Source organism: Nocardia sp. CA-120079 (assembly GCF_050955745.1).
GTDB lineage: Bacteria > Actinomycetota > Actinomycetes > Mycobacteriales > Mycobacteriaceae > Nocardia.
Map to the genome: position 1 here is coordinate 4,712,855 of NZ_CP192088.1, position 20,999 is coordinate 4,733,853.

A 20,999-nucleotide genomic window follows, 5' to 3' on the forward strand; every position below is an offset into this window, starting at 1 on the left:
CCGCCTGGGCTTGCATCCCATCGAACAGCAGCGAAGTTGCCGCTCCGGCAGGTGGGTTGACCGGCTTGGATGTCGGGCAGAGTGGTCAGCAATGTGCCGAACAGGGCCCGTAACTGCATCCTGGCGAGATGGGTACCGCGGCAGGAGCTCCGGGTGCTCGAACACCTCGGTGGGGGGGTAGTTGTACCCCACTGGCCTGACGTGCGAATTGTCGAATGGTAATTGGAATCGTGCAGGTCGGGTGATGTCGACTTTTGTCCGGAGGGAAATAACTACTACGCCCACGCCTTCCACCAGCGGAAACTGCTGATAATAGATCAGACCTAGAACACCCAGAGCGATCGTCGCTCGTCTTGCCGTTGCTCCGACTGTGGACGGGTCGCAGAACTTGCGTCGGGCTAGGAGTACTTGAGTGCAAGTTGCGAGCAGGCCATGAGGGCGACCTCGAGTTCGAGCCGGTTTTCTGCGATGGGGCGGCCCAGAATTTCTTCTGCCTTTCGGACCCGGTAGTGGATGGTGTTCTTGTGGACGTGCATGCGGGCGGCAGCATCGGTGAAGCTGCCACTCACGTCGAGGAAGGTCTGCACGGTTTCGCGTAGGCGCGCGGTAGGTTCGTCGTCGCGCATCAGGTCGCCGAGCACTCGCTGGGCCCAGGCTTGGACGTCAGGAAGTTGATCGATGAGCAAACTGGATAGCGCGACATGGGCATACAAGGTGAGTTGGCGATCCGGGTGTGCGACAGCGATCGCGACTCCGCGTGCGCGTTGCGCGTCCCGGAAGGTTTGACGAAACCCGTTGAGTCCCGAGCCGGGTTCGCCGATGGCCATATGCAATCCCGGACGCGTGGACAAGTCGAGTTCGAGCCGGTCGGAATCGAAGGCGGGTTTGCCAGTCGAAGAGATCCAGGCCCAGCAGTTCTGTTCGTCGACGGTGACTGTCAGGGGAGCCTTGCCAGTGACTGCCTGGAGCATCGCCGTACCGGCGCGCAGTTGACCTGCCGGGTCGGGAACACCCGGTGGTGTCCAGATGGCAGCAGCCAGGTGCCAACCGCGCAGCGAGGTGGCCAGCATCTGTTCGGCCGAGGACAGATCGAGTTCGTCGGTGTCGAGTACCGCATGGAGCTGGGCCGCGCGCGTGGCGTCCGAGCGTGTGTCCCAGCGTCGCCGTTCACTCTCGTAGATGTCGATGATGCCCTCGACCACCTGATCTACGTACCTGTTGACCAGCAACGCGATCCGACCCACGGTCGCCAGCGCCTCGTCGGTGGAGTGGTCTGTGCCGCGCAGTACTGCCACGGCCCATTGCACGACCGTGTGCTCGCCGAGGCGGTAGGCGCGTAGCAGCGCTTCCAGTGATAGGTCGTGCTGTGCGAAGCGGCGAGCGTATTCAGCGGCGGCCGGCGGGACGGTGATGTCGTCGATGGCGATGCTCAACGTGAGCATGTCGAGGATAACTATCAGATTCGAGGAGGTGCTGGCGACCATAAGCCGGCGCACCTCGTCATCGTGCCGGAACTCGGGGATCACATCGACGAACATGGACGTCAGGTCGCCGGTAAGGCGATCCAGGTCGGCCTTTATGCGGCCTGCCACATCCCGCACGATGGGGTCCACGTCGACGCTCATGGGCGGCACAGTACTCGACGGGGCGGTCCGGTCATATCGCGATGCTTTGTACCGACGGCACAACACCGCAGAAATCTTCTGGCGCGCTGGCCCATAGTCGGCCATTAAATACATGTCTACCTTGTTCATGTAATGCCGATCACAGCGGGACAGGATGATGAGTAATCGTGCGACACTTCGCAGAATTGCCAGATATTCGGGCCGAATTGAATCCAACCGACCCCTGCATTGCAGATGACCTTGAATACCTTGACAACAATGCGTTCGCGCAGCGGGTCCGCCAGGCTGCCGCTGTATTGCAGGCGAATGGCGTTGGGTCTGGCGACGTGGTCGCTGTGGTGCTGCCAAATCGGCTGGAATTGGTGATCATCCTGTTTGCCGCCTGGCGGCTGGGCGCTGCCATAACGCCGATCAACCCAGCATTGACCGATGACGAGGCCCGGTATCAAATCGAGGATTCCGCCGCCAAGATTGTGATCACCGAGGGTGAGCAGGGCGTCGGCACGCTGGATGTCGCTCAAGTGGCCGGTGCCGCTGCGATAGCGAATACGGCTGTGGCCGAACCGTTCTCGGTGATCTCGGAGACGCTCGCATTGATCATCTACACCAGTGGAACCACCGGGCGGCCGAAGGGCGTGCTGTTGGATCACGGCAATATCACCGCGATGTGCGGAATGCTGACCGAGCGACTCGAGCTCGACGATACCGATCACAGCCTGTTGATCCTGCCTTTGTTCCACGTGAACGGCATCATCGTGAGCATCCTTTCACCGTTGCTCGCCGGTGGTCGGGCGACGATCGTCGGAAAGTTCTCCAAGCAGACATTCTTCGACGTGGTCGAAAGGGTACGGCCGACGTACTTTTCCGCTGTGCCGGCGATCTACGCAATGCTGGTGGCTCTGCCTGAGGAACTTCGCCCGGACATCTCCTCACTGCGACGGGTGATCTGCGGTGCCGCGCCTATGCCCGCAGAACTGATCGCCCGGTTCGAAACCCGATTCGACGTGCCGATAATGGAGGGTTACGGCCTCTCTGAAGGCACGTGTGGATCAACGCTGAATCCGCCTGCGGGACGGAAACCGGGCACAGTCGGGCTACCGATGTCGGGGCAGACGGTGGCGATCATGGATCCCGACGGCAACCTGCTCACCGACGGCTCACCCGGCGAGGTGGTCGTGCGCGGCCCGAATGTCATGCGCGGCTACCTCGGGCGCCCTGAGGCGACAGCATCGACGATCATCGACGGCTGGCTACACACCGGCGATGTCGGCCGCTTCGATTCCGATGGCTATCTGGTGCTGGTGGACCGGATCAAAGACGTGATCATCCGCGGCGGAGAGAACCTGTACCCCAAGGAAATCGAGAACGTTCTGCATAGCCACCAGGCGGTGCTCGAGGCGGCCGTCGTTGGCGCGCCCGATGCGGTGCTCGGCGAGGTGCCGGTAGCCCACGTGGTGCTCGCACCCGGCTCGATCGCCGCCGATGGGGAATTGCTGGAGCATTGCCGAAAGACGCTGTCCCGCACGAAGGTGCCGGTGTCGATCTTCCTCACAGAAGCGCTTCCGCGAAATCCCGTAGGAAAGATCGACAAGCGAAAGCTCCGGACCATGACCATCAGTTCGTAACAGATTGCCTATCCAAGAGCTGTCCGAAATACCGTGCGGTGCTCCGACTATTTCGGCGCGCCCTCGCATTCCCTGAAAAACTTCGTACGGAAGGTTCGAACAATGGGGTTCAAGGAGCCGGATTTTCCACCGGTCGACCTGGAGACATTTCTCGATAAACCGCTCATGGAGCGCATGCGGACGCTCGCATTGCATTGGGTGGAGTACGGCTTCGGCACACCGAAGGTGATCCACACCATCTACACCGCCAAAGTGGTGCTGCTGTACATGCTCGGAGGTGCCGCGCTGGCTACCTGGACCTCGGGCGTCGGCCCGTTCTGGGAGGTAGCAGCTTGGTGGAATCAGCCTATCGTCTACCAGAAGCTGATCCTGTGGACGGTGTTGCTGGAGGCGATCGGCGTCGCGGGCTCCTGGGGCCCACTTGCCGGCAAGTTCAAGCCGATGATCGGCGGCATCATCTTCTATGCCCGCCCCGGCACTATCCGGCTGCGACCGTGGAGGCGAGTGCCGTTCACCAACGGTGACCGCCGCACGGTGTTCGACGTCGTGCTCTACCTGGCTTTCCTGACGACCCTGCTGATCGCGATCGTGCTTCCTGGCAAGCCGAGCGCCTCTCTCAGTGCCGTACTTCCCGAAAACACGTCCGGACTGATCGCGCCGGTTTTGCTGATCGCACCGATCGTGCTGTACGTGCTGTGTGGGCTGCGGGACAAGGCCATCTTCCTCGCTGCGCGCGGCGAGCAGTACTTCCCTGCTCTGGTGTTCTTCGCGGTGCTTCCGTTCACCGACATGATCATCGCGGCCAAGCTGCTGATCTGTGTGGTGTGGATGGGCGCCGGGTTCTCGAAGTTCGGCTACCACTTCACCAACGTGATCGCGCCGATGACGTCCAATAGCCCGTGCATTCCATCCAAGTGGTTCAAGCGAGCCCAGTATCGCGACTTCCCGCGCGACATCCGCCCGTCAAAAGTTGCGTCGCTCGTCGGGCATATAGGTGGTTCGACGGTGGAACTGGCCGGTCCGCTGGTGCTGCTGTTCTCCACGAACCGCTGGCTCACACTTGCCGCGGTGGCGGTCATGCTGCTGCTGCACATCACCATCATCTCGATGGTTGCTCTCGCGGTGCCGCAGGAATGGAACGTCATCTTCGGGTACCTGGCGGTGTTCCTCTTCCTCGGCTTCCCCACCTGGGACGGCTACGCGGTGACCGACATGTCGTCGCCGCTGTTGCTGGCAGCCGTTGCCGCGGCGCTGCTGTTCTTCCCGATCCTGGGCAACCTGCGCCCAGACCTGGTGTCGTTCCTGCCGTCGATGCGTCAGTATGCGGGCAACTGGGCCTCCGGACTGTGGGCCTTCGCTCCAGGCGCAGAGGAGAAGCTGAACTCGCTGCCGCACCGACCAACCAAGAATCAGATCGACCAGCTGGATGCCATGGGCTACCCACCGGCGGTCGCCGAGATAACCATGCAGCAGACCATCGCGTGGCGGTCCATGCACAGCCAGGGCCGCGGCCTGTTCTCACTGCTGCTGAAGCACATTCCCGACATCGACCGGTGGACGGTGCGAGAGGCGGAATTCGGCTGTAACTCGGTGATCGGCTTCAACTTCGGCGACGGACATCTGCACGGTGTCGACCTGGTCAACGCCGTTCAGGCTCGGGTCGGATTCAACCCGGGGGAGTGGATCGTGGTCTGGGTCGAATCCCAGCCGATCCACCGGGAAACCCAGCAGTACCTGGTCATCGACGCCGCCCTCGGTGTCATCGAACGCGGCACCTGGCGAGTCCGCGATGCAGTCGAGGCGCTGCCGTGGCTGCCCGACGGACCTATCCCCCTGCAGGTCATCTCGCGGCGGGAGGACGCCTTCCAGATGCTGTTCAGCGGGCGCGCGCCGGAAGTCGAGATGGCTCGATAACCGGTTGCGCCCCACCAGTCCAGCAACAGTAAGGACATCCGATGAGCAATGCGATCGTGGTCGGCAGCGGCCCGAACGGCTTGGCAGCGGCCATCACTCTGGCCCAAGCTGGTCTGCAGGTCACCGTCCTGGAGGCTGCTGATCAGATCGGCGGCGGCACCCGCTCCGGCGAGGCGATCCTGCCCGGGCTGATCCACGACCACTGCTCGGCCATCCACCCGATGGCCGTCGGATCGCCTTTCCTGCGGAACCTGAACCTGGAACGCTACGGGCTGCAGTGGGCGTGGCCGGAGATAGATTGCGTCCACCCACTCGACGACGGAACCGCCGGTGTTCTGCACCGGTCGGTAGCCGACACGGCTGCCGGGTTGGGGGCCGACAGTCAGGCCTGGCGGTTGCTATTCGCACGGCCGGTCGCTACCTATGATCGGTTCGGTGCGGACGTCATGCGTCCCCTCCTGCGCATGCCCCGCCATCCGGTCAGCCTGGCCCGCTTCGGAATTCCGGCACTGGCTCCCGCGGCGCTGGTCGCGGAGATCTTCCGCACAGAACATGCGCGGGCCTTGTTCGGAGGCGTCGCCGCCCACGCATTCGAGCCGCTGCACCGGCCGTTGAGCGCAAGTATCGGCCTCGGCATACTCACCGCTGGGCACCGGTACGGGTGGGCGGTCGCTGCAGGCGGTTCGGGCCGCATCACCGAGGCTATGGCCGCGCTCCTGCTCGACCTCGGCGGCAAGATCGAAACCGGGATGCGAATTCGGTCGCGGTCCCAACTGCCACCGTCGGACATCACCCTCTGGGACATCGCGCCCACCGCGGTGGCCGATATCCTCGAGGACCGGCTGCCATCGCGAATCGCCAGAGCGTACCGGCGATTCCGATACGGTCCTGGTGCATTCAAGGTGGACTTCGCGGTCCATGACGGCGTTCCGTGGGCAGCCGAGCCGGCGAGACGCGCCGGAACCGTCCATCTAGGCGGCACTTTCGCCGAAATCGCCGCCACCGAACGCCTCACCCACGTCGGGCGCATGCCCGACCGCCCGTTCGTCCTGGTTGGGCAGCAATACCTGGCCGACCCTGGCCGGTCGGTCGGAGATGTTCACCCGGTGTGGGCTTACGCCCACGTCCCGAAGGGCTATACGGGCGATGCCACCGAGGCCATCATCACCCAGATAGAACGATTTGCTCCCGGCTTCCGCGACCGCATTGTCGGCCAAACAATCTGTAGCACAACACAATTTGCCAGCTACAACGCCAACTATGTGGGCGGCAACATCATGACCGGCGCCAAAGACGTCACTCAACTGGTCTTCGGCCCGCGAAAGACTCTGCACCCCTACGACATCGGCATACCCGGCCACTATCTCTGCTCGGCGGCTACGCCCCCAGGCCCCGGCGCCCATGGCATGTGCGGTGCCAATGCCGCCGCCCGAGCTCTGCGGAAACTGCGCACAAAGACCTCCTACACACGACAAAAGAGAAACGCGATCCCATGACACTCCCACTCGACGGCAAGATCGCGATTATCACCGGAGCCGGAGCCGGACTCGGCGCCGCCATGGCCCGCCGTTTCGCGGCCGACGGCGCCAGTGTCGTCGTCTCCGACATCAACCCCGATCCCGCCAAAGCCACTGCCGACTCCATCGACGGTGCGATCCCGGTCCCCGCCGACGTCACCCACGAACAACAGGTCCAGGAACTGGTCGAACAGACCGTGACCGAATTCGGGAGCCTGCACATCATGGTCGCCAATGCCCGCGTCGGCACGCCCGTGCCCCATCGTGGAAACCTCTCTAGCCGACGGACGCTCCACCATGTCGGTCAATCTTGACGGTGTCTCTGTGTGAGAACGGGTTCTGAGATGGAATTCGGCTCTCTCTGCTCCGGCGGGTAGCTCGCCGGACCCATCTCAGAATGGACCGTTTCTGAGATCGCCGACGGGGTCCGGCAGGTCGGGCTTGCGCCCGAAGCAAGCGCCGGGTTTGGTGACGGGAGTAAGTGCCGCCCTATTCGGTTTCAAGGGGCTTGACACGCCCGCTGGACTGGGGCATCTGCTCGATGAGCTTGTGCAGTTCGTAGGCAACGTGGAAGTCGGGCGTGGTGTGTGTACCGTCGCGGAGATCCGTCGCGAGATGCTGATACACGCGTGCGATGTTGGCCGCTTCGCTCGGCAGTGTGCTGGCGCCGCCCGCACCCAGTGAGACGGGTGTCCACTCTGGTCGCTCAGGCCGGGATTCGTAGAGATCGAGTTGGCCGATCTGTAGTTGCGCGGCCCACGGGTTGGTTTCGGGTGCCGAGGTCAGTGCGAGGTTCGATTCAGTGCCCGCGATCTCGATGCGTGTCCTGGGCGTGGCTATGTCGCCGTCATGCAGGTGGATAGAAGCGATGGTGCCACTGGCGAGTTCGGCGTGGGCGAGGAAATGGTCGGGCGCGGTGACGGTGATCGGTTCCCCGGTTTCGGATACCCGGTGCTCGCCGGTTCGGATGGCCGTTCGGATAGCGAGGTCGCGGATCGGTCCGAGCAGGTGCTGCATGAGGTCGAGGGTGTGTCCGCCGAGAACCTCGACCAGTCCGGCGCCGTTTCGGTGGTCGTAGGTGTAGGCCGTCCAGGCGGGAACGTTGCGCGCATTTCCCTTGCTGCGGGAGCTGTAGACGGTCGCGGACTGCACAGTGCCGAGGCGACCGTCCGCGATCATCGCTCGCGCTCGACGGACGGCTGGCGAGAACCGTGACTGTAAGCCGACAGTGCCATGAACACCCGCCCTATCTGCGTCGGCGGCCAGCGCTGTGGCTTCGGCCGCCGTCGTGGCCAGCGGCCATTCGCAGTACACGTGTTTGCCGGCGTCGAGGGCGGTGGTGACCAACTCAGCGTGCATCGGCACCTTCACGGCCACGACCACGAGGTCGACGTCGGGATGCGTGGCAAGGCTGCGGGCGTCGGTGAACGCATGTCGTGCACCGAATCGTGTACGTGCGGCTTCCGCGCTGTCTTTGCGGGTGGTAGCCACCGCGGTAAGCGTGAACTGGGGCAGCGCGGCGATCGCAGGAATGTGCGCACGCGCTGCCCATCCCCGGTCCGGGTTCGCTCCGAGGATGCCGACGCCGATCGGCCTGATCATTCCCACACCTCCATAAGCGGGTCAAGCTGTTCCGTTTTCAGACAATATCAGAACCGGAACCGATTGACCCGCTTGACTAGACTCTGGTGATGCACGACTCAGCGGTGGATGCGCTGCTCACACAAAGCGGAACCCGTCCGCGCGCGGACGCGCGGCGCAACGTCGATCGGCTGGTGACGGCGACACGCCAAGCGATCAACGAACAGGGGCTTGCCATCACAACCCGCGACATCGCGCAACGCGCGGGGGTGGGCCTGGGCACGCTGTATCGGCGGATTCCGTCGCTGGACGCCCTTCTCGCCGCCATTCTCACAGACACCATCGATGAGATGACCGATCGAGCACAACGTGCGCTCGACGCCCCCGACGCGTGGCAGGGTTTCGTCGAGTTCGCCGAGGCGTATGTACAGCTACGGGCGTCGAGTTGTGGTCTGCATGAGGCGCTGTCTGGTCATGGAGGTCGTCTCGATCTGGAGCTGCACATCACCCGTCTTCAGCAGGCGGTGCATCAGCTCGTCCAGCGGGCGCAACATACCCATGTCATTCGCGATGACCTCGACTGGTGTGATATCCCCTTCGTGCTCGCCACCGCGATACCCGCCGACCACACCATCGGTCTGGAACCGAGATCCGACCAATGGCGCCGAAGCCTGCGGATCATCCTCGATGGCCTGCGCCCGGCAACAGAGAGTTCCCGTTCACCCGTCGTCGCTGGCGGGTTGCCTCAGAAGAGCGTGTCGGCCGAGCACAGCGGCCGGTAGCCGGTGGGCCCGCGCGAGCTCGCCCTCGATACCCACGTCGATGGAGCCGAAGAAGTTGATGTTCTCGCTGTGCGCCGGGGAAATGTGGGCCAGCGCCTCGTCGTCGATCCGGCCTTCAGACCGGCGCATCGACTCCACCGCCAGCCCGTAGTACTCGGTCGTCCACGTGACCACGGCGTTGGTGACCGCCGTGAGGCAGCAAGCTTGCTCTGTCTGCGGCTCCACTGTCGGGCCCGCGCCGTGCCTTCGCGTGCAGCGATTCGCCCGTGTTCAGCTGACGGGCGATGCGGCGTCGGTAGTCCGGGTCGGACAGGTAGCGGGCGGCGTAGATCGTCCTGCGTAGTGCCCCGTATTCCTTCAGCGCCGCAGCGAGCGCATTCTGCAGACCCGACGCCGACAGCTTGCCCACCCGCAACGACGCAGTGGCGTGCCCAAATGTCGGCGACCCGGCCAACCGCAGCAGGTCGTCCCAGTGCCCGGCAACCAGATCTAGGTTGGCCCGGCGTGTCAGCAGTGGCCCGGCCAGCGGGAATGCCGCACGTAGGGAACCGCGCTGACTGTCCGAAGAATCATCCAGCGGCCGGTATGAGTGACATGACCGCGATCGCGAGGATCACCTGCAGCGAACTATGTCGGTAACCAGCGGCCGCAGCGGTCGCGATGGAATCGCGATCGTCGACTGCGGTGGCGAAAACAGTTCGGCGGCAATGCGGTTCGGCGGCTTGTACTCCAGTGGTCAGTGCGCCGAGCAGCTCCTACAACAGCGGTCCGGGGAGATTTCCGGTGATACGGGCGTCGACATCATGGGTGCTGACCTGGTAAGCGTGGCGCGGTCGGCCGGTGCGATCGAGTTCGATGATCGCGGCACCGTCGACAGGGCGGCGTACCTCGAGCAGAACCGTTGTCCGGGAGTTGGTTCGGGGTGCGCAGATCCAGGGCACCGTGAATTCCGCGATTGGAATCGACCGATACGCACGGTGTCACACCGGTCAACTCGGGGCTGTTCGACCTGCTCGGATTGCAAGTCTCGCCGGGCATCCGGGACCTCGGCAAGATCACCCTGTACCGGGCCGGGCCGAAATCTGAGATGACCAGGTGTCGGCACGGTCGACAACGACGACGCTGCGCAGCGCGGATAGGTCGGCGTGGAACAGCTCGGTAACCCGGGTTCGGTTCGTGGCTGCCGTCATTGACGAAAATGCCGTCTACTTGCCACGGTGGCAGCGCGTGCGGTTCTGATCTGCTCCAGCGTCAGCCCGGGAGTCGGTAGTGGGCCCGCCTGGGCTTGCATCCCATCCAATAGCAGCGCGAGGTACCGGCGCCAGATATCCGGCTGCACCGAATCCGCGAACGCCGCGACCGCATGCACCATGGGGATCAGCGCAAGGACATCCGACGGCACCACGTCCGGTCGCACGTCGCCACGCACTCGTGCCCGGTCGAGCAAGATTTCCACTACAGGCGCGACCGCAGCCTCGAATTGATCGAAGAATGTTGTGCCATCCTCCAGTTCCGTCATGGCGATGGCGACTCCGCGATTGCCCGCGACGAGTTCGCAGATCCGTTCGAGCAGTCGGGTCAGCCCGACCCACGGATCGTCCTCGAGCACGGCCGCCCCTGCTCGGGCCTCGAGTTCCGCGACATACTCCTGCAAAATCGCAGCGAGCAATTCGGACTTGTTCGCAAACCGTCGATACACAGTCCCGACGCCGACCCCCGCCGCATGCGCCACATCGTCGAGAGTCACGTCGACTCCACGCTCTGCGAGCAGCCGATCGGCAGTGGACAGGATCCGCGTCAGATTTCGTGCGGCGTCTGATCGCATGCGGCGGGTTCCATTCGGGCGATGTTCATTCCGCGAGGAAGGCAAGAACGAGCTGGTTGAACCGCTCCGCTTGCTCCCACTGCGGCCAGTGCCCTGCGCCGGTGATCAACTCGAATCGGCCAGCGGGGATCTTGTCGGCCATGTCGAGTCCCGCCTTGGCTGGTCCTGACGGATCGTCGCTGGTCCACACAACGAGTGCTGGACCGGGGACGGCCGCCAATTCTTCGTCGGTGATGCGGTTGCGCATGCGGACCTGCGAGTCCTGGAGACACAGGATGTGCCGCATCGAATCCGCGAACCCGGGTTGCGCGTAGATCCTGCGGCGAATCTCAACGAGCTCATCGGTCACCGACGAGTTGTCGGCCATCAACCATTCGAGTCGGGCACGGATGCGGTCGGGAGTGGGATCGTCGGCGGCAGCTTGTGATAGCGATCGGATCGTTTCCATCGTCTCGGGTCGGGACATGGTGCCGCCCGGGGTGTTCAGGACAAGCTTTTCGACCCGGTTGGGGTGGCGGGCAGCGAATTTCACGGCGATCCAGCCACCGAGCGACTCACCGTTGAGATGGGCCCGATCGATATCGAGGGTATCGAGTAGGCCGAGTAAGTGTTCAACGTAGTGGTCCAGTTCCAGGTCATGGTCGGAGAAGGTGGTGTACCCATGCCCCGGGTAGTCGTAAGCGAGTACTCGGTATTGCTTCGCGAAAGCAGCGAAGTTGCGGGCGTAGGCCTCCAGATGTCCACCGGTGCCAGGCATCAGCACGACGGTTTCGGGTCCGGTGCCGGTTTCGAGCAATCGAGTCCGCCACGGGCCGACTTGGACATATCGCACGGCGAAATCCAAGCTGGGGAATGAGGTCCACACAGATGACCAATGGGGCACGTCAGTTCTCCTGACTCGAAGAGGTGGCAGGGACAGCGGTGGTGATCGCGAAACCGGCGATCCATTCGGGAATCGGGCGGTAATACGTGGATCGGACGGCGTAAGGACCAGTGGCGGCGAGTGCGGCATATCCCGCAATCCAGGTGCGCACCTCATGCGATGAATGCCCGGCCTGTTCCACGAACCAGTCGACCGACCAGCCGTCGACGCGCTCGAGGTCGCCGGAGGCCAGCAGATCCAGGAACTGGCGATCCCAGTCCGGGTTCAGCGCCTGCATTTCAGTGAAAGCGCCTGCGGCAAAGGCACGTCCGGCATTGATCACCCGATCTTCGCGCGCGGCCCGCTCAGCTGGAGTCGGGTTTCGGCCGTCGATGAGCCGGGCTTTGACATCAGCCTCGGCGGTTTCGATTCTCGGGACCGGCGGATCGTGGGACAGTCCGCCGGAAGCCAGGAACAACACCTTTCGATCCATCCCTGAAACCGCGTGACCAACCGCATTGCCCAGCAACCGGATCCGGCTTACCGGTCCGAGCGGCTCGCCGACAGAATTGATGAATATCGGCACCGTAGGTTTCGCGGTAATCGAGCCGAGCAGTAGTTGCATGGGCTGAGCAAAACCGTGATCGACAACCATCCTGTCCGAGAGAGCCGCATCAATTCCGCTGGCCAAAACTGACCGTAGGATGGCGTCGGCGGCCGCGGAGTCGACGTCCAGGGAGCCGCCCTGGGTTCCGTAGTCGCCGACGGAAGTGGCGGCGCGGCCGATGCAGAATGGTGGGAGCATGTCGTAGAAAACGCCGTTGTAGTGGTCCGGGGCAAAGACGATGACGAGGTCCGGGTCGAAGTCGGTCACAAAAGATCGGGCGTGCGCGAGGGCGCTGTCGACTTCAGTAATGACCGATTGTTCGGGGTCGTTGCGGCCCATCAACGGCGAGTGCGACAGTGCGCATAAGGCGACTGGCATCGGTATCTTCTCCTGGCTGCCAACTGGAAATTAAAGGGCGACCGTGTCGGTCACGCGATTCGGAGTCGCGGCGTCCGCGACGTTATTGCCGAGAACCGAATCGATTGCCACCCGGAGTTCTCTCATTGCCGTGTCCGCGTGCCAGATTGGGGCGGTGTGGCGCCATGCGACGTACCCGTCGGGGCGGACAAGAATCGCACCGGCTTCGTGAACTTCTCGTAGTCGTGCCCAGTCGAAGTAGACGTCTGCGGTGTCCGACGCGCCGGTGATGACGGTGGTGAGATATGGCCGGTCGAGTAGTTCGACGGCGCGCACCCACGCTTGGCCAGCGACGCCGGTGATGAGGGTGAACCGTCCGCGGCCGGTCACGTCGAGAGTGGAAATCCGCCGCCCATTACGATCGACAAGCCACGCGTGTGGAATCTTGGCACCGGGCCGCGTTGTGGCTTTGAGGTAAAGCTGGCGATCCTTCTCGAACGTCTCGGGTCCTGCTTCGGTGTCGGCGATTACGGCACCGGATTCGTATCGCTGGTTGAGTTCGATTCCCTGTGCGTTGAACTCGAAATTCTTCAGCTCCAATGCCTTTCGAAGCTTTTCGCGGGCCTCCGCACCAGCGGGACCTGAGTCGTGAAATCTGGTCAAACCCGCGGACAGCGGATCGGTGTGATCACTGACGCGCAGGCAGGCATTGATGGGTGCGTAGTCCAGACGAGATTGGTTGGCGCGTGCCACAACCTGCGCGCCAACTGGTTGGCGCTCGCGACTGTAGGAGTCGAGCAAAGACTCGTCGGCGTTGCCGCGAATGACGTAGGCCAGCTTCCAGGCCAGGTTGAACCCGTCCTGGATCGAGGTGTTGGAGCCCAAGCCGCTGCTCGGAGGGTGCCTGTGCACGGCGTCCCCGCCGCAGAACACACGACCCTTCGAATAACTACGAGCCACAGCCTGATTGACAAACCAGGTCGAGGTCGACCGCACCTCGATCTCGAGTCCGGGATCGCCGACCAAGGCACGAACCTTCGCCAGCACGGTGGCCTCGGAGCGATCCGGCTCACCGGCGGCCAGGTCGTAACCCCAACCGGCGATCCAGGTATGCCACGGACGCACCGCACGCAGCAGACCCATCCCGATTTCGCCGAAGTCGGCGCTCGAGGTGACGATCCAGTTCAGGATGCTGGGTCGGTGCTGGACATACTGCGCCAGATCGGCTTCGAACAGGACATATACCGTGCCGGCTCGGGCGTGGTGACCATCGAGTTCGAGTCCGAGCTCACCGACGATCTTGGAACGTGCACCATCCCCGCCGACGAGGTAGCGGGCTCGCATCGAATACGAGCGCCCGGTGAGCAGGTCCTGTAGGTGCGCGGTTACTCCATCGGCGTCCTGGGTGTGTGAAAGGTACTCGGTATTGAACGATGCGGTGGCTCCGCGATCGGCGGCGTTTTTGAACAGCACTGGTTCCAGATACATCTGGGGGACGTCCAGCAGCGGGCATGGACTTCCCTTGATGTAATCGCCGATCCGGTCATCGCCTGTGCCCCATGTCCTCAGCCTTGCGATCTCCGCCCCGGCCAAGCTCGTCGTGAATAGGGTGTCTCCCATCAGCTCCCATGGCGTCGCATACTGGGCAGCTTCCTGTTCCACCCCGAGATCGCGCAGTACCTCGACAGTGCGCTGATTGGTGATATGTGCGCGCGGCGTATCGGATAGCCAGTTCCACCTGTTGACCAGGTGGACGCGAATTCCATAGGTGGCCAACGCGAGAGCGGTGGCCGAACCCATCGGTCCGGTCCCAACCACGAGTACATCGGTATCGAATGCATTACCGCTCAAAGCAATTCACTCCTGGGCATCGGCAGGCGCGCTCGACGGCAAGGCATCGAGTACGTCCTGGACAGTCACGATCTCGGCGAGAAGTCCCAGTGAGGCCAGCGAGGCGGCGTGGGCATCAGGGCTGGCGGCCGCGCAGGCATCGTCGACGACTACGACCCGATAGCCGAGGTCGCTGGCGACCCGTGCGGTTCCCTCGACGGAGAAGTTCGTCGCAACCCCGCAGAACACGAGAGTGTCCAGCTCCCGCTCACGCAGCGTCGCGTCCAGATCCGACTCCGCGAAACCACCAACCCGCTGATGTGTGATCACGATGTCACCGTCATGCGGTGCTACGTCGGCAACGATCCCGGCGAGCTCACTGCCGTCTTTGAGGCATCCGGACTGGGCAACGATTCCGAGTATCGGGGAGTTCGCCTGCAGATCGGAGAAGTCCGGCCGCCAGGCAACACGGGTGTAGACGATCATGCCGCCCGCGGCGCGCATCGCGTCCGTCAACGTGGCAATGCGAGCCAGGACTCGGCGTTCGACTACTTGCTGATGGAAGAAGGATGCAAACGCGCCATCCGGTCCGACGATGTCTCCTTGGCAATGAACCGCCACAACGGCTGTGGTGCGCGGGTCGAGCTCCATGTCATGTTCTCCTGAGCTGGAATGCTAGCGTGCTACGACGCTAGCTTGGCGGCCCTTGAAACTCAAGTGCTAGCATGCAAGCACTCTTGGTTCGGAAGGGCGCCCAGTGATCGAAAACGGCTATCGACTGCATGAGCAATCTGCTGGCAGAGGGACCCCGGCTGGATCCGTGGGCGCTGGGTTCGGTTCGACTTCCGCACGTCTTTCGGGTACGCGGTTGTCGACGGCCCTCTATGAAGCGGTGAAAGAACGTCTCCTCGCGGGACGGTATGCGGCGGGGGAGAAGATCGTGGTGGAGGCGCTGCGAGAGGAATTCGGCGTCAGCAAGCAACCCGTCATGGAGGCGCTACGGCGGCTTTCCAGCGACCACCTCGTACGGATCATTCCGCAAGTCGGCTGCGAGGTTGCTCGTTATAGTGCCCAGGAGGTCGACGACTTCTTCCTGCTCTTCGGTGGGACCGAAGGTGCTATCGCAGCCGTCGCTGCCGCACGCCGCACGGAGGCTCAGCTCCATCAACTTCGGCAGATGACCGACTCCGCTGATCACTTGGTCGAGTCGGTGGATCCGCGCGATCGCGCGCACGGCTATCTCGTCCATAACCGTGAATTTCATGCGGCCATTCATGCCATGGCGCACTCCCGGATCATGGCCGAAACCAGTCAGCGGCTGTGGGACATGTCCGATTTCCTCATAAGCACTGCGGGCGTGGAGAATCCGCTGGCAGACGCTATACCGCACCGGCAGCGTGATCATCATCAAATCCTCGACGCGATCGCCGATCAGGACGCCCTTGCTGCTCGCCAAGCGATGGAGGAGCACATCACCGGGACGATTCGAATTATTCGTGATGGTGGCGGCGATTGAGCTCCGAATTCAGCCGAGATGTCGTAGCGAGAGGTATCCAGGATGACTGCCTCAGCTACTGGACATGATCGTGACGACCGTGCTGCTGTAGAAAAGGCGATCAGTTTGTTGGCCGCATTCGGCCAGGAGGCGAATAGTGGCGTTGGTGTCAGCGAGCTTGCTCGTCGCGCGCAGCTGAGTAAGTCGACCGCGTTCCGTGTGCTTGGGACGTTGGAGCGAATCGGAGTCGTCGAACGTGTTGGTACCGGCTATCGACATGGAGCTCGGTTGCATGAGCTCGGCTCGGTCGTGAACTCGCCTGAGCACGAGTGGGTACGCGATTTGCTGCTGCCGTATCTGACGGACCTGTACGAATCAACCCACCACACTGTTCATTTGGCGAGCCTCGTCGGCACCGATGTGGTGTACCTCGCGAAGATCTACGGCCACCGTAGTGCGGTTGCGCCGTCACGAATCGGTGGCACACTACCTGCCCACGCCACAGCGGTGGGCAAGGTTCTGCTGGCTTATCGATCCCTCGCTGCGGCAAGGACTTTGAGCGCTCCACTGAACGCACTTACGGCACACACCATCACCGACGTGGCAGAGCTGAGTGCGGAATTGGGTGCGATTCGGCTCCGCGGCGTCGCCTACGACCATCAAGAAAGCCGAGTTGGCTTGTGCTGTGTCGCCGCACCGGTGTTGGGCAGGCGCGGCCGGGCCCTCGCCGCACTCTCCGTCTCTGGAGTGCACGGACAGCTCGACATCCATCGTTGCGAGGCCAGCCTTCGCCGTGTCTGCGCCCGTGCCTCCAGTGCGCTGTCACGTGTCCAGTTGCCCCGGAGTATGTGATCACAGCGCTTATGTCTGGGCCCGTAAATAGTTCAGATCTCTTTGGTGGGAAACGTGCGCTGAGGCGGCGACGCAAGCAGCGAGGATCGGACGCATGACACGACATGTCACGGGGGTATCGCAGCGTCGGATCGAAAGATGGTTCGTCCGCCAGGGTGTCCCGACGATGATAGAGAACTACGGGTTCGTCGACGACGTGCTACCACGGATGCTGCCGAACATGCTATTCGTCGCGATTGCCAGCCTTGTCTGGCTGGTTCCTTTGAAAAGCGCGGGGTCCGGGCGCTGGGTCTGGCTGGGCGTGGTCGTCGCGGTCACCGTCGCTGTTCGAGCAGCCATGGCGTTGTTCGTGAGACGGATGCCGCAGCTATCACCGCGTGTGACGGCCGCGAGCATCGCGGCCTACAGTGCAATGCCGGTGGTGGTTCCGCTGTTGCAGCTGGCTGTCGACGGCACGGTGACACCACCCGGGGGAGCCTTCATCGGTTTTCTCGGCTTCGCGGCCTTCTTTGCGCTCGGATTCGCCGCGACATTCGTGGCAACGGTTTACAGTCTCGGGGCGTTGCTGCGACGGGCGATTCGCGGCACCCTGTTCGACCTGCGGAACAGTGTTCAACTACTGGGTCGGGCGCTTCCGATGTTGTTGTTCGCCACATTGTTTCTGTTCTTCACCGGTGAGCTGTGGCAGGCGATGAACCGGCTCCACTGGTGGCGCCTATCAGCGGTCGTAGCCCTGTTCGGCGTGGTGACCGTGCTTGCTTCGGCTGCCCGGTTACGTGACGAAATCGACCGAGTCGAACAGGACCTGAGCGCGGAAAGACTCAGTGCCGCAGCATCGGGTACGCCGCTGGCGGATGCGCCTGTCGATGAGTTGGTACCCGATGGCCACCTGCCTACGATTCCCTTGAACGGGCGCCAGGAACGAAATCTATTGCTGATGCTCGCGACGCGGCAGTTGATGCAGGCCGCGGTAGTCGGGCTTGCGTTATTCCTGTTCTTCATTGCTTTGGGCCTGCTTGTGGTAACGCCGGATACCGCCGAGCAATGGATTGGTGTTATTCCTACCCCGTCGGGTCTATTCCCCAGTATTCCGGCTGCGCTGTTCAAGAACGCGACTCTCTTCGGCGGCTTCGGCTGCATGTATTTCGCCGTGATCTCGATGAGCGATGCGGATCACCGTCATCGATTCTTCGCCCCAGTTGTCGACGAGATCGAGCGCGTGCTGGCAGTCCGGGCCTTATATCTGGCCTCGGCCGATATGGTCTGGCCCAGCGCGTCTCGCTGAGAGCTCCCTCCGGCAGTCAGGACGTTGCCAGGTCTATCGATGTTGCTTCCCAGCTGAATTCGTGTGTACCAGAACTGATTCGGTGGTCTTCTCCGCAGGGGTGACTCGAACGATCGCCTGAGCTCCCGCGGGCACCGCAATCGTCAGCGTGACAAAGCCATCGGAGATCTGCCAGCCGCTGGCCACGCGACCGAATGGGGTCTGTACCGATTTCGCGACCCGTGTCAGGCCTCGTCGAACTGACCACCGCGTGGCGGTCGGCGCTTCCGACGCTTATCGGCGTAGTGCGATTGCCCCGCAGATCGGTGCGGTCCAGTCCAATTCGGTGGATCGGGAGATATGGCGGTCGAACCCCGCGGAGATGTTCTCGGGCAATGCGGTTGCCCTGCGTGCCTCGAGATCGACGTGTACCAGCATGATTTCGAGTGTGTTGGACAGACGCTGCCGGGATCGGTCGAAGAGGAACGTCATCATATGCACTGCTTTGTCGGTGCGGCCGAGAACGCGTGCGTGCACCGAGAACTTGTCGCCTTCACGCAGCTCGCTGTAATACACGAGGTGATGTTCGGTGGTGAACAGCCCCAGCCTCCGCTCGGAGCGATAGGCCTCGTCGACCCCGACGTTCCGCACCAGGGCGTCCGCACCCTCCGAGTTCTGGTTCAGGTAGTGCACAACATTCATGTGGCCGTTCGAATCGATGAGGTCTGCAGTGACGATCCCCTCGATCGGATCGGGTAGAGGCAAGACTTGCTCGAGAGTTGGGAGTTGAGGCGCCATGGTTTTCCATACTCGCGGAACGAGTCGAGCTGCAGGGCACCGGGTTCCGCTCAGTGGTCGCATCGCTCCAGCGAGGTTAGAGCTGTTTTACGGAGGTGGCATATTGTGACCGCGGCTTCCAGTTATTCGAGGTGTTATCGAGGTTGGCGAGGATGCGGCGTTTGATGTCCTGCCCGGCGCGGCGCAGTTCCTCCCAGTCGGGGGCTCGGGGAGCAGGAGTGGCGGGTAGGCGCCCGGTTGGTGGGGATATCGCCGGTGCTTGCTCCCGAATATTCGAGCACAGGCGATTTCGCATGACTTGGCGGTTCTAGGCCTTCCGTCGCCCTGCGGCAGCTGGAGACTTCTTTTGTGGCGTAACGGCTTTCAAACCCGAGATCAGTCGGGTGATGCCCGCCCGCTGCAGCGCCTCCACCTCCGCGAAGTCTTCGGTATTGCCGGCGCTGACCCAGTGTGTGTAGGCCTGGCGGATAGTGTGCAGAACGAGCTTCGCCGGCAGCGTGCGCAAGAACGGATCATCGCCTAGATCCATTCGTACGGAAAGGAATTCGGTCACCGGGTCCCACAATCCCTCGCCCCAGTCCAGCCACCGCAGCCGATACTGCGGGTCGGCGTTGATCAGGGCTAGGAAGTCGCGATCGAATTCCGGCACCTGGCGGCGACGGATCTCGGCGGTGAAGGCGTCGACGAGGGTTTCGACCGGGTCGGCATCCGGGGCGGCCTGCTCGAGCACCTCGTAGATGATCGCCTCGGTGCGGCGGAACAGCGGCATCACCAAGTCTTCCTTCACCGGGAAGTGGCGGTGGAACGTGCGGGGGGCGATTCCGACAATTTCGCAGATGCGTTCGACCGTCGCGGAGGTGTTCCCATCGGCGATGAACAGATCGCGAGCGGTGAGCGCGATGGTGAGCCGCAGCTCTTCCGCGCGGCGTTCGGTCAGCGTCTGCTTGGCCGGCTTGCTCACTGGCAGCCTCCCCTCGGTTCTGTTCTCGTCGCCAACAGTAGTGCGGCCGGGTGGGCACCGTGGTCACCCGCCCGGCCAGCGGACTTTTCCCGCGGTGCGATGTGACCTGCTTTACATCTCGCTAACCTCATGCTTACACTCACACCTGTCAGATTATGACATGCAGTCATAATCTGACATATTGCTGAGCGGTCGGAGGTAGACGTGGCAACGATGCAGATCGAAGAGGCCCCCACCGCGATGATCGATCGAGTGACATCGCTGCTGGAGACATTCGTCGGCCAGCGGCCCCTCACGCTGGCGGAGATCGCCCGGCGTGCGCATCTGCCTCGCTCGTCGACCCATCGCATCCTGCAGCGGCTGGTGGAACTCGGATGGGTGGAACGGCATGGGTTCAAATACGCCTTGGGCATAAGGATGTTCGAACTCGGTTCCCAGGTGGTGCGCCAGCGCAGCGTGCACGAGGCGGCGGTACCAGTGATGACCGAACTCAACCGGCGCACCGGCCTCACCGCCCATCTGAGCATTCTTGCCGGGTCGGAAATCCTGCATCTCGAGCGAGTCGGGCTGTGGCCCAACAATGGTCGCGGCTGGACGATCGGCGCGCGGCAGCCGGTCGAACTCAGTGCCGCGGGCCATGCGCTGCTGGCGTCGATGGATACCGAGGCGTGGCCGGAGCTGGAATTCGCCTCCACCCCGACCTGTTACAGCGTCCGGACGCGGCTGCAACTGGAACGCGAACTGCGCAAGGTCCGAGATCGAGGCGGTGTGGCGGTAGACGCGCAGGGGTGCGCGCTAGGCGTGACCGTGGTCGCCGCCCCGATCGGCATCGATGTCGATCGCGGCCGCGTCGCTCTGTCGCTGTGCGGTCCGACGCGTGGCGTGAAGACCGACGCCGTGGTCGCGATGGTGCGCAGTGCGGCCGTGGACATCTGGCACGCCGCATCCGGTGTGCCGCGCCTGCGCCCACGTGCGGTGCCTCCGGCTTATTCGCCGCCGGTAGGCCCGGTCGCGGACCATGCGCAGCTTCCCGAGTCGACCGGTGCGGTCTCGCTGGTCGAGAACGCACGGGTAGCCTCCGAACGAAAGAACCGGTGAGAATTC

The 20,999-nt window shown here is 63.1% G+C and carries 20 protein-coding genes and 3 pseudogenes; 11 read left to right on the forward strand and 12 right to left on the reverse strand.

All coding sequences use genetic code 11. From position 1 onward, the window contains the following. Positions 1–398 precede the first annotated feature (398 nt). Entirely contained in the window at positions 399–1,754 is a 1,356-nt protein-coding gene (locus tag ACQPYR_RS21670) for a PucR family transcriptional regulator (protein ID WP_433634882.1), read from the reverse strand. Positions 1,755–1,792: 38 nt separating this feature from the next. Between ACQPYR_RS21670 and ACQPYR_RS21675 the strand changes: the two genes are divergently transcribed. The 4 genes from ACQPYR_RS21675 (at position 1,793) to ACQPYR_RS21690 (ending at position 6,995) form a co-directional block, all read left to right on the forward strand. Further along, positions 1,793–3,250 (forward strand): class I adenylate-forming enzyme family protein, encoded by a 1,458-nt coding sequence (locus ACQPYR_RS21675; protein WP_433634883.1) that lies wholly within the window; start codon positions 1,793–1,795, stop codon positions 3,248–3,250. Between the two features lie 102 nt (positions 3,251–3,352). Then, on the forward strand, positions 3,353–5,164 hold the full coding sequence (locus tag ACQPYR_RS21680) for a DUF3556 domain-containing protein (RefSeq protein ID WP_433634884.1): 1,812 nt from the start codon (positions 3,353–3,355) through the stop codon (positions 5,162–5,164). A gap of 41 nt (positions 5,165–5,205) precedes the next feature. Beyond that, on the forward strand, positions 5,206–6,660 hold the full coding sequence (locus ACQPYR_RS21685; RefSeq protein ID WP_433634885.1) for a phytoene desaturase family protein: 1,455 nt from the start codon (positions 5,206–5,208) through the stop codon (positions 6,658–6,660). Next, the gene (locus tag ACQPYR_RS21690) at positions 6,657–6,995 is read left to right on the forward strand and encodes an SDR family NAD(P)-dependent oxidoreductase (protein ID WP_433634886.1); all 339 of its coding nucleotides are present in this window, start codon (positions 6,657–6,659) and stop codon (positions 6,993–6,995) included. Before ACQPYR_RS21685 ends, ACQPYR_RS21690 begins: the two co-directional genes overlap by 4 nt. Positions 6,996–7,170: 175 nt before the next feature. On the opposite strand, the gene ACQPYR_RS21695 is transcribed toward ACQPYR_RS21690, so the two are convergent. Continuing rightward, the gene (locus tag ACQPYR_RS21695; protein ID WP_433634887.1) at positions 7,171–8,283 is read right to left on the reverse strand and encodes a Gfo/Idh/MocA family protein; all 1,113 of its coding nucleotides are present in this window, start codon (positions 8,281–8,283) and stop codon (positions 7,171–7,173) included. A gap of 104 nt (positions 8,284–8,387) precedes the next feature. Here ACQPYR_RS21695 and ACQPYR_RS21700 point away from each other — a divergent pair, with 104 nt between their 5' ends. Then, positions 8,388–9,044 (forward strand): TetR/AcrR family transcriptional regulator, encoded by a 657-nt coding sequence (locus ACQPYR_RS21700; protein ID WP_433634888.1) that lies wholly within the window; start codon positions 8,388–8,390, stop codon positions 9,042–9,044. On the opposite strand, the pseudogene ACQPYR_RS21705 reads toward ACQPYR_RS21700, so the two are convergent. Both ACQPYR_RS21705 and ACQPYR_RS21710 read right to left on the reverse strand, forming a co-directional pair. Next, positions 9,008–9,582 (reverse strand): annotated as a pseudogene (locus ACQPYR_RS21705) (Tn3 family transposase); the annotation flags it as partial. The gene ACQPYR_RS21700 and the pseudogene ACQPYR_RS21705 overlap by 37 nt on opposite strands. A gap of 217 nt (positions 9,583–9,799) precedes the next feature. Further along, positions 9,800–9,985 carry a hypothetical protein gene (locus ACQPYR_RS21710; protein ID WP_433634889.1) on the reverse strand — a complete coding sequence of 62 codons (186 nt, stop codon included), beginning with the start codon at positions 9,983–9,985 and terminating at the stop codon, positions 9,800–9,802. Positions 9,986–10,005: 20 nt separating this feature from the next. Here ACQPYR_RS21710 and ACQPYR_RS21715 point away from each other — a divergent pair. After that, positions 10,006–10,131: pseudogene (locus tag ACQPYR_RS21715) on the forward strand (Tn3 family transposase); the annotation flags it as partial. Positions 10,132–10,230: 99 nt separating this feature from the next. On the opposite strand, the gene ACQPYR_RS21720 reads toward ACQPYR_RS21715, so the two are convergent. From ACQPYR_RS21720 to ACQPYR_RS21740, 5 genes are read right to left on the reverse strand one after another with little or no spacing between them, the layout of a single operon-like run. Next, positions 10,231–10,869 carry a TetR/AcrR family transcriptional regulator gene (locus tag ACQPYR_RS21720; RefSeq protein WP_433634890.1) on the reverse strand — a complete coding sequence of 213 codons (639 nt, stop codon included), beginning with the start codon at positions 10,867–10,869 and terminating at the stop codon, positions 10,231–10,233. 25 nt (positions 10,870–10,894) lie between these two features. Then, on the reverse strand, positions 10,895–11,701 hold the full coding sequence (locus ACQPYR_RS21725) for an alpha/beta fold hydrolase (protein ID WP_433634891.1): 807 nt from the start codon (positions 11,699–11,701) through the stop codon (positions 10,895–10,897). 52 nt (positions 11,702–11,753) lie between these two features. Continuing rightward, complete coding sequence (locus ACQPYR_RS21730; RefSeq protein WP_433634892.1) at positions 11,754–12,716, reverse strand: 3-carboxyethylcatechol 2,3-dioxygenase; 963 nt, start codon at positions 12,714–12,716, stop codon at positions 11,754–11,756. A gap of 30 nt (positions 12,717–12,746) precedes the next feature. Further along, the gene (locus ACQPYR_RS21735; RefSeq protein WP_433634893.1) at positions 12,747–14,546 is read right to left on the reverse strand and encodes an FAD-dependent oxidoreductase; all 1,800 of its coding nucleotides are present in this window, start codon (positions 14,544–14,546) and stop codon (positions 12,747–12,749) included. 6 nt (positions 14,547–14,552) lie between these two features. Then, positions 14,553–15,176, reverse strand: coding sequence for a cysteine hydrolase family protein (locus ACQPYR_RS21740; protein WP_433634894.1), 624 nt, complete (start codon positions 15,174–15,176; stop codon positions 14,553–14,555). A gap of 217 nt (positions 15,177–15,393) precedes the next feature. Between ACQPYR_RS21740 and ACQPYR_RS21745 the strand changes: the two genes are divergently transcribed. The 4 genes and pseudogenes from ACQPYR_RS21745 (at position 15,394) to ACQPYR_RS21760 (ending at position 18,157) form a co-directional block, all read left to right on the forward strand. Further along, entirely contained in the window at positions 15,394–16,041 is a 648-nt protein-coding gene (locus ACQPYR_RS21745) for a GntR family transcriptional regulator (RefSeq protein ID WP_433634895.1), read from the forward strand. 42 nt (positions 16,042–16,083) lie between these two features. Continuing rightward, positions 16,084–16,269 (forward strand): annotated as a pseudogene (locus tag ACQPYR_RS21750) (helix-turn-helix domain-containing protein); the annotation flags it as partial. 39 nt (positions 16,270–16,308) lie between these two features. Beyond that, the gene (locus ACQPYR_RS21755; RefSeq protein WP_433635208.1) at positions 16,309–16,872 is read left to right on the forward strand and encodes an IclR family transcriptional regulator; all 564 of its coding nucleotides are present in this window, start codon (positions 16,309–16,311) and stop codon (positions 16,870–16,872) included. Between the two features lie 94 nt (positions 16,873–16,966). Next, the gene (locus ACQPYR_RS21760; RefSeq protein WP_433634896.1) at positions 16,967–18,157 is read left to right on the forward strand and encodes a hypothetical protein; all 1,191 of its coding nucleotides are present in this window, start codon (positions 16,967–16,969) and stop codon (positions 18,155–18,157) included. Positions 18,158–18,190: 33 nt separating this feature from the next. On the opposite strand, the gene ACQPYR_RS21765 is transcribed toward ACQPYR_RS21760, so the two are convergent. The 3 genes from ACQPYR_RS21765 to ACQPYR_RS21775 form a co-directional block, all read right to left on the reverse strand. After that, positions 18,191–18,385 carry an alpha-L-rhamnosidase C-terminal domain-containing protein gene (locus tag ACQPYR_RS21765; RefSeq protein WP_433635209.1) on the reverse strand — a complete coding sequence of 65 codons (195 nt, stop codon included), beginning with the start codon at positions 18,383–18,385 and terminating at the stop codon, positions 18,191–18,193. A gap of 45 nt (positions 18,386–18,430) precedes the next feature. Further along, a complete protein-coding gene (locus ACQPYR_RS21770) occupies positions 18,431–18,934 on the reverse strand; it encodes a thioesterase family protein (protein WP_433634897.1) in 504 nt (167 codons plus the stop codon). A 307-nt stretch (positions 18,935–19,241) separates the two neighbouring features. Beyond that, positions 19,242–19,895, reverse strand: a complete 654-nt coding sequence (locus ACQPYR_RS21775; RefSeq protein ID WP_433634898.1) for a TetR/AcrR family transcriptional regulator — start codon at positions 19,893–19,895, stop codon at positions 19,242–19,244. A gap of 213 nt (positions 19,896–20,108) precedes the next feature. Here ACQPYR_RS21775 and ACQPYR_RS21780 point away from each other — a divergent pair, with 213 nt between their 5' ends. Beyond that, positions 20,109–20,993, forward strand: a complete 885-nt coding sequence (locus tag ACQPYR_RS21780; RefSeq protein WP_433635210.1) for an IclR family transcriptional regulator — start codon at positions 20,109–20,111, stop codon at positions 20,991–20,993. Positions 20,994–20,999 lie beyond the last annotated feature (6 nt).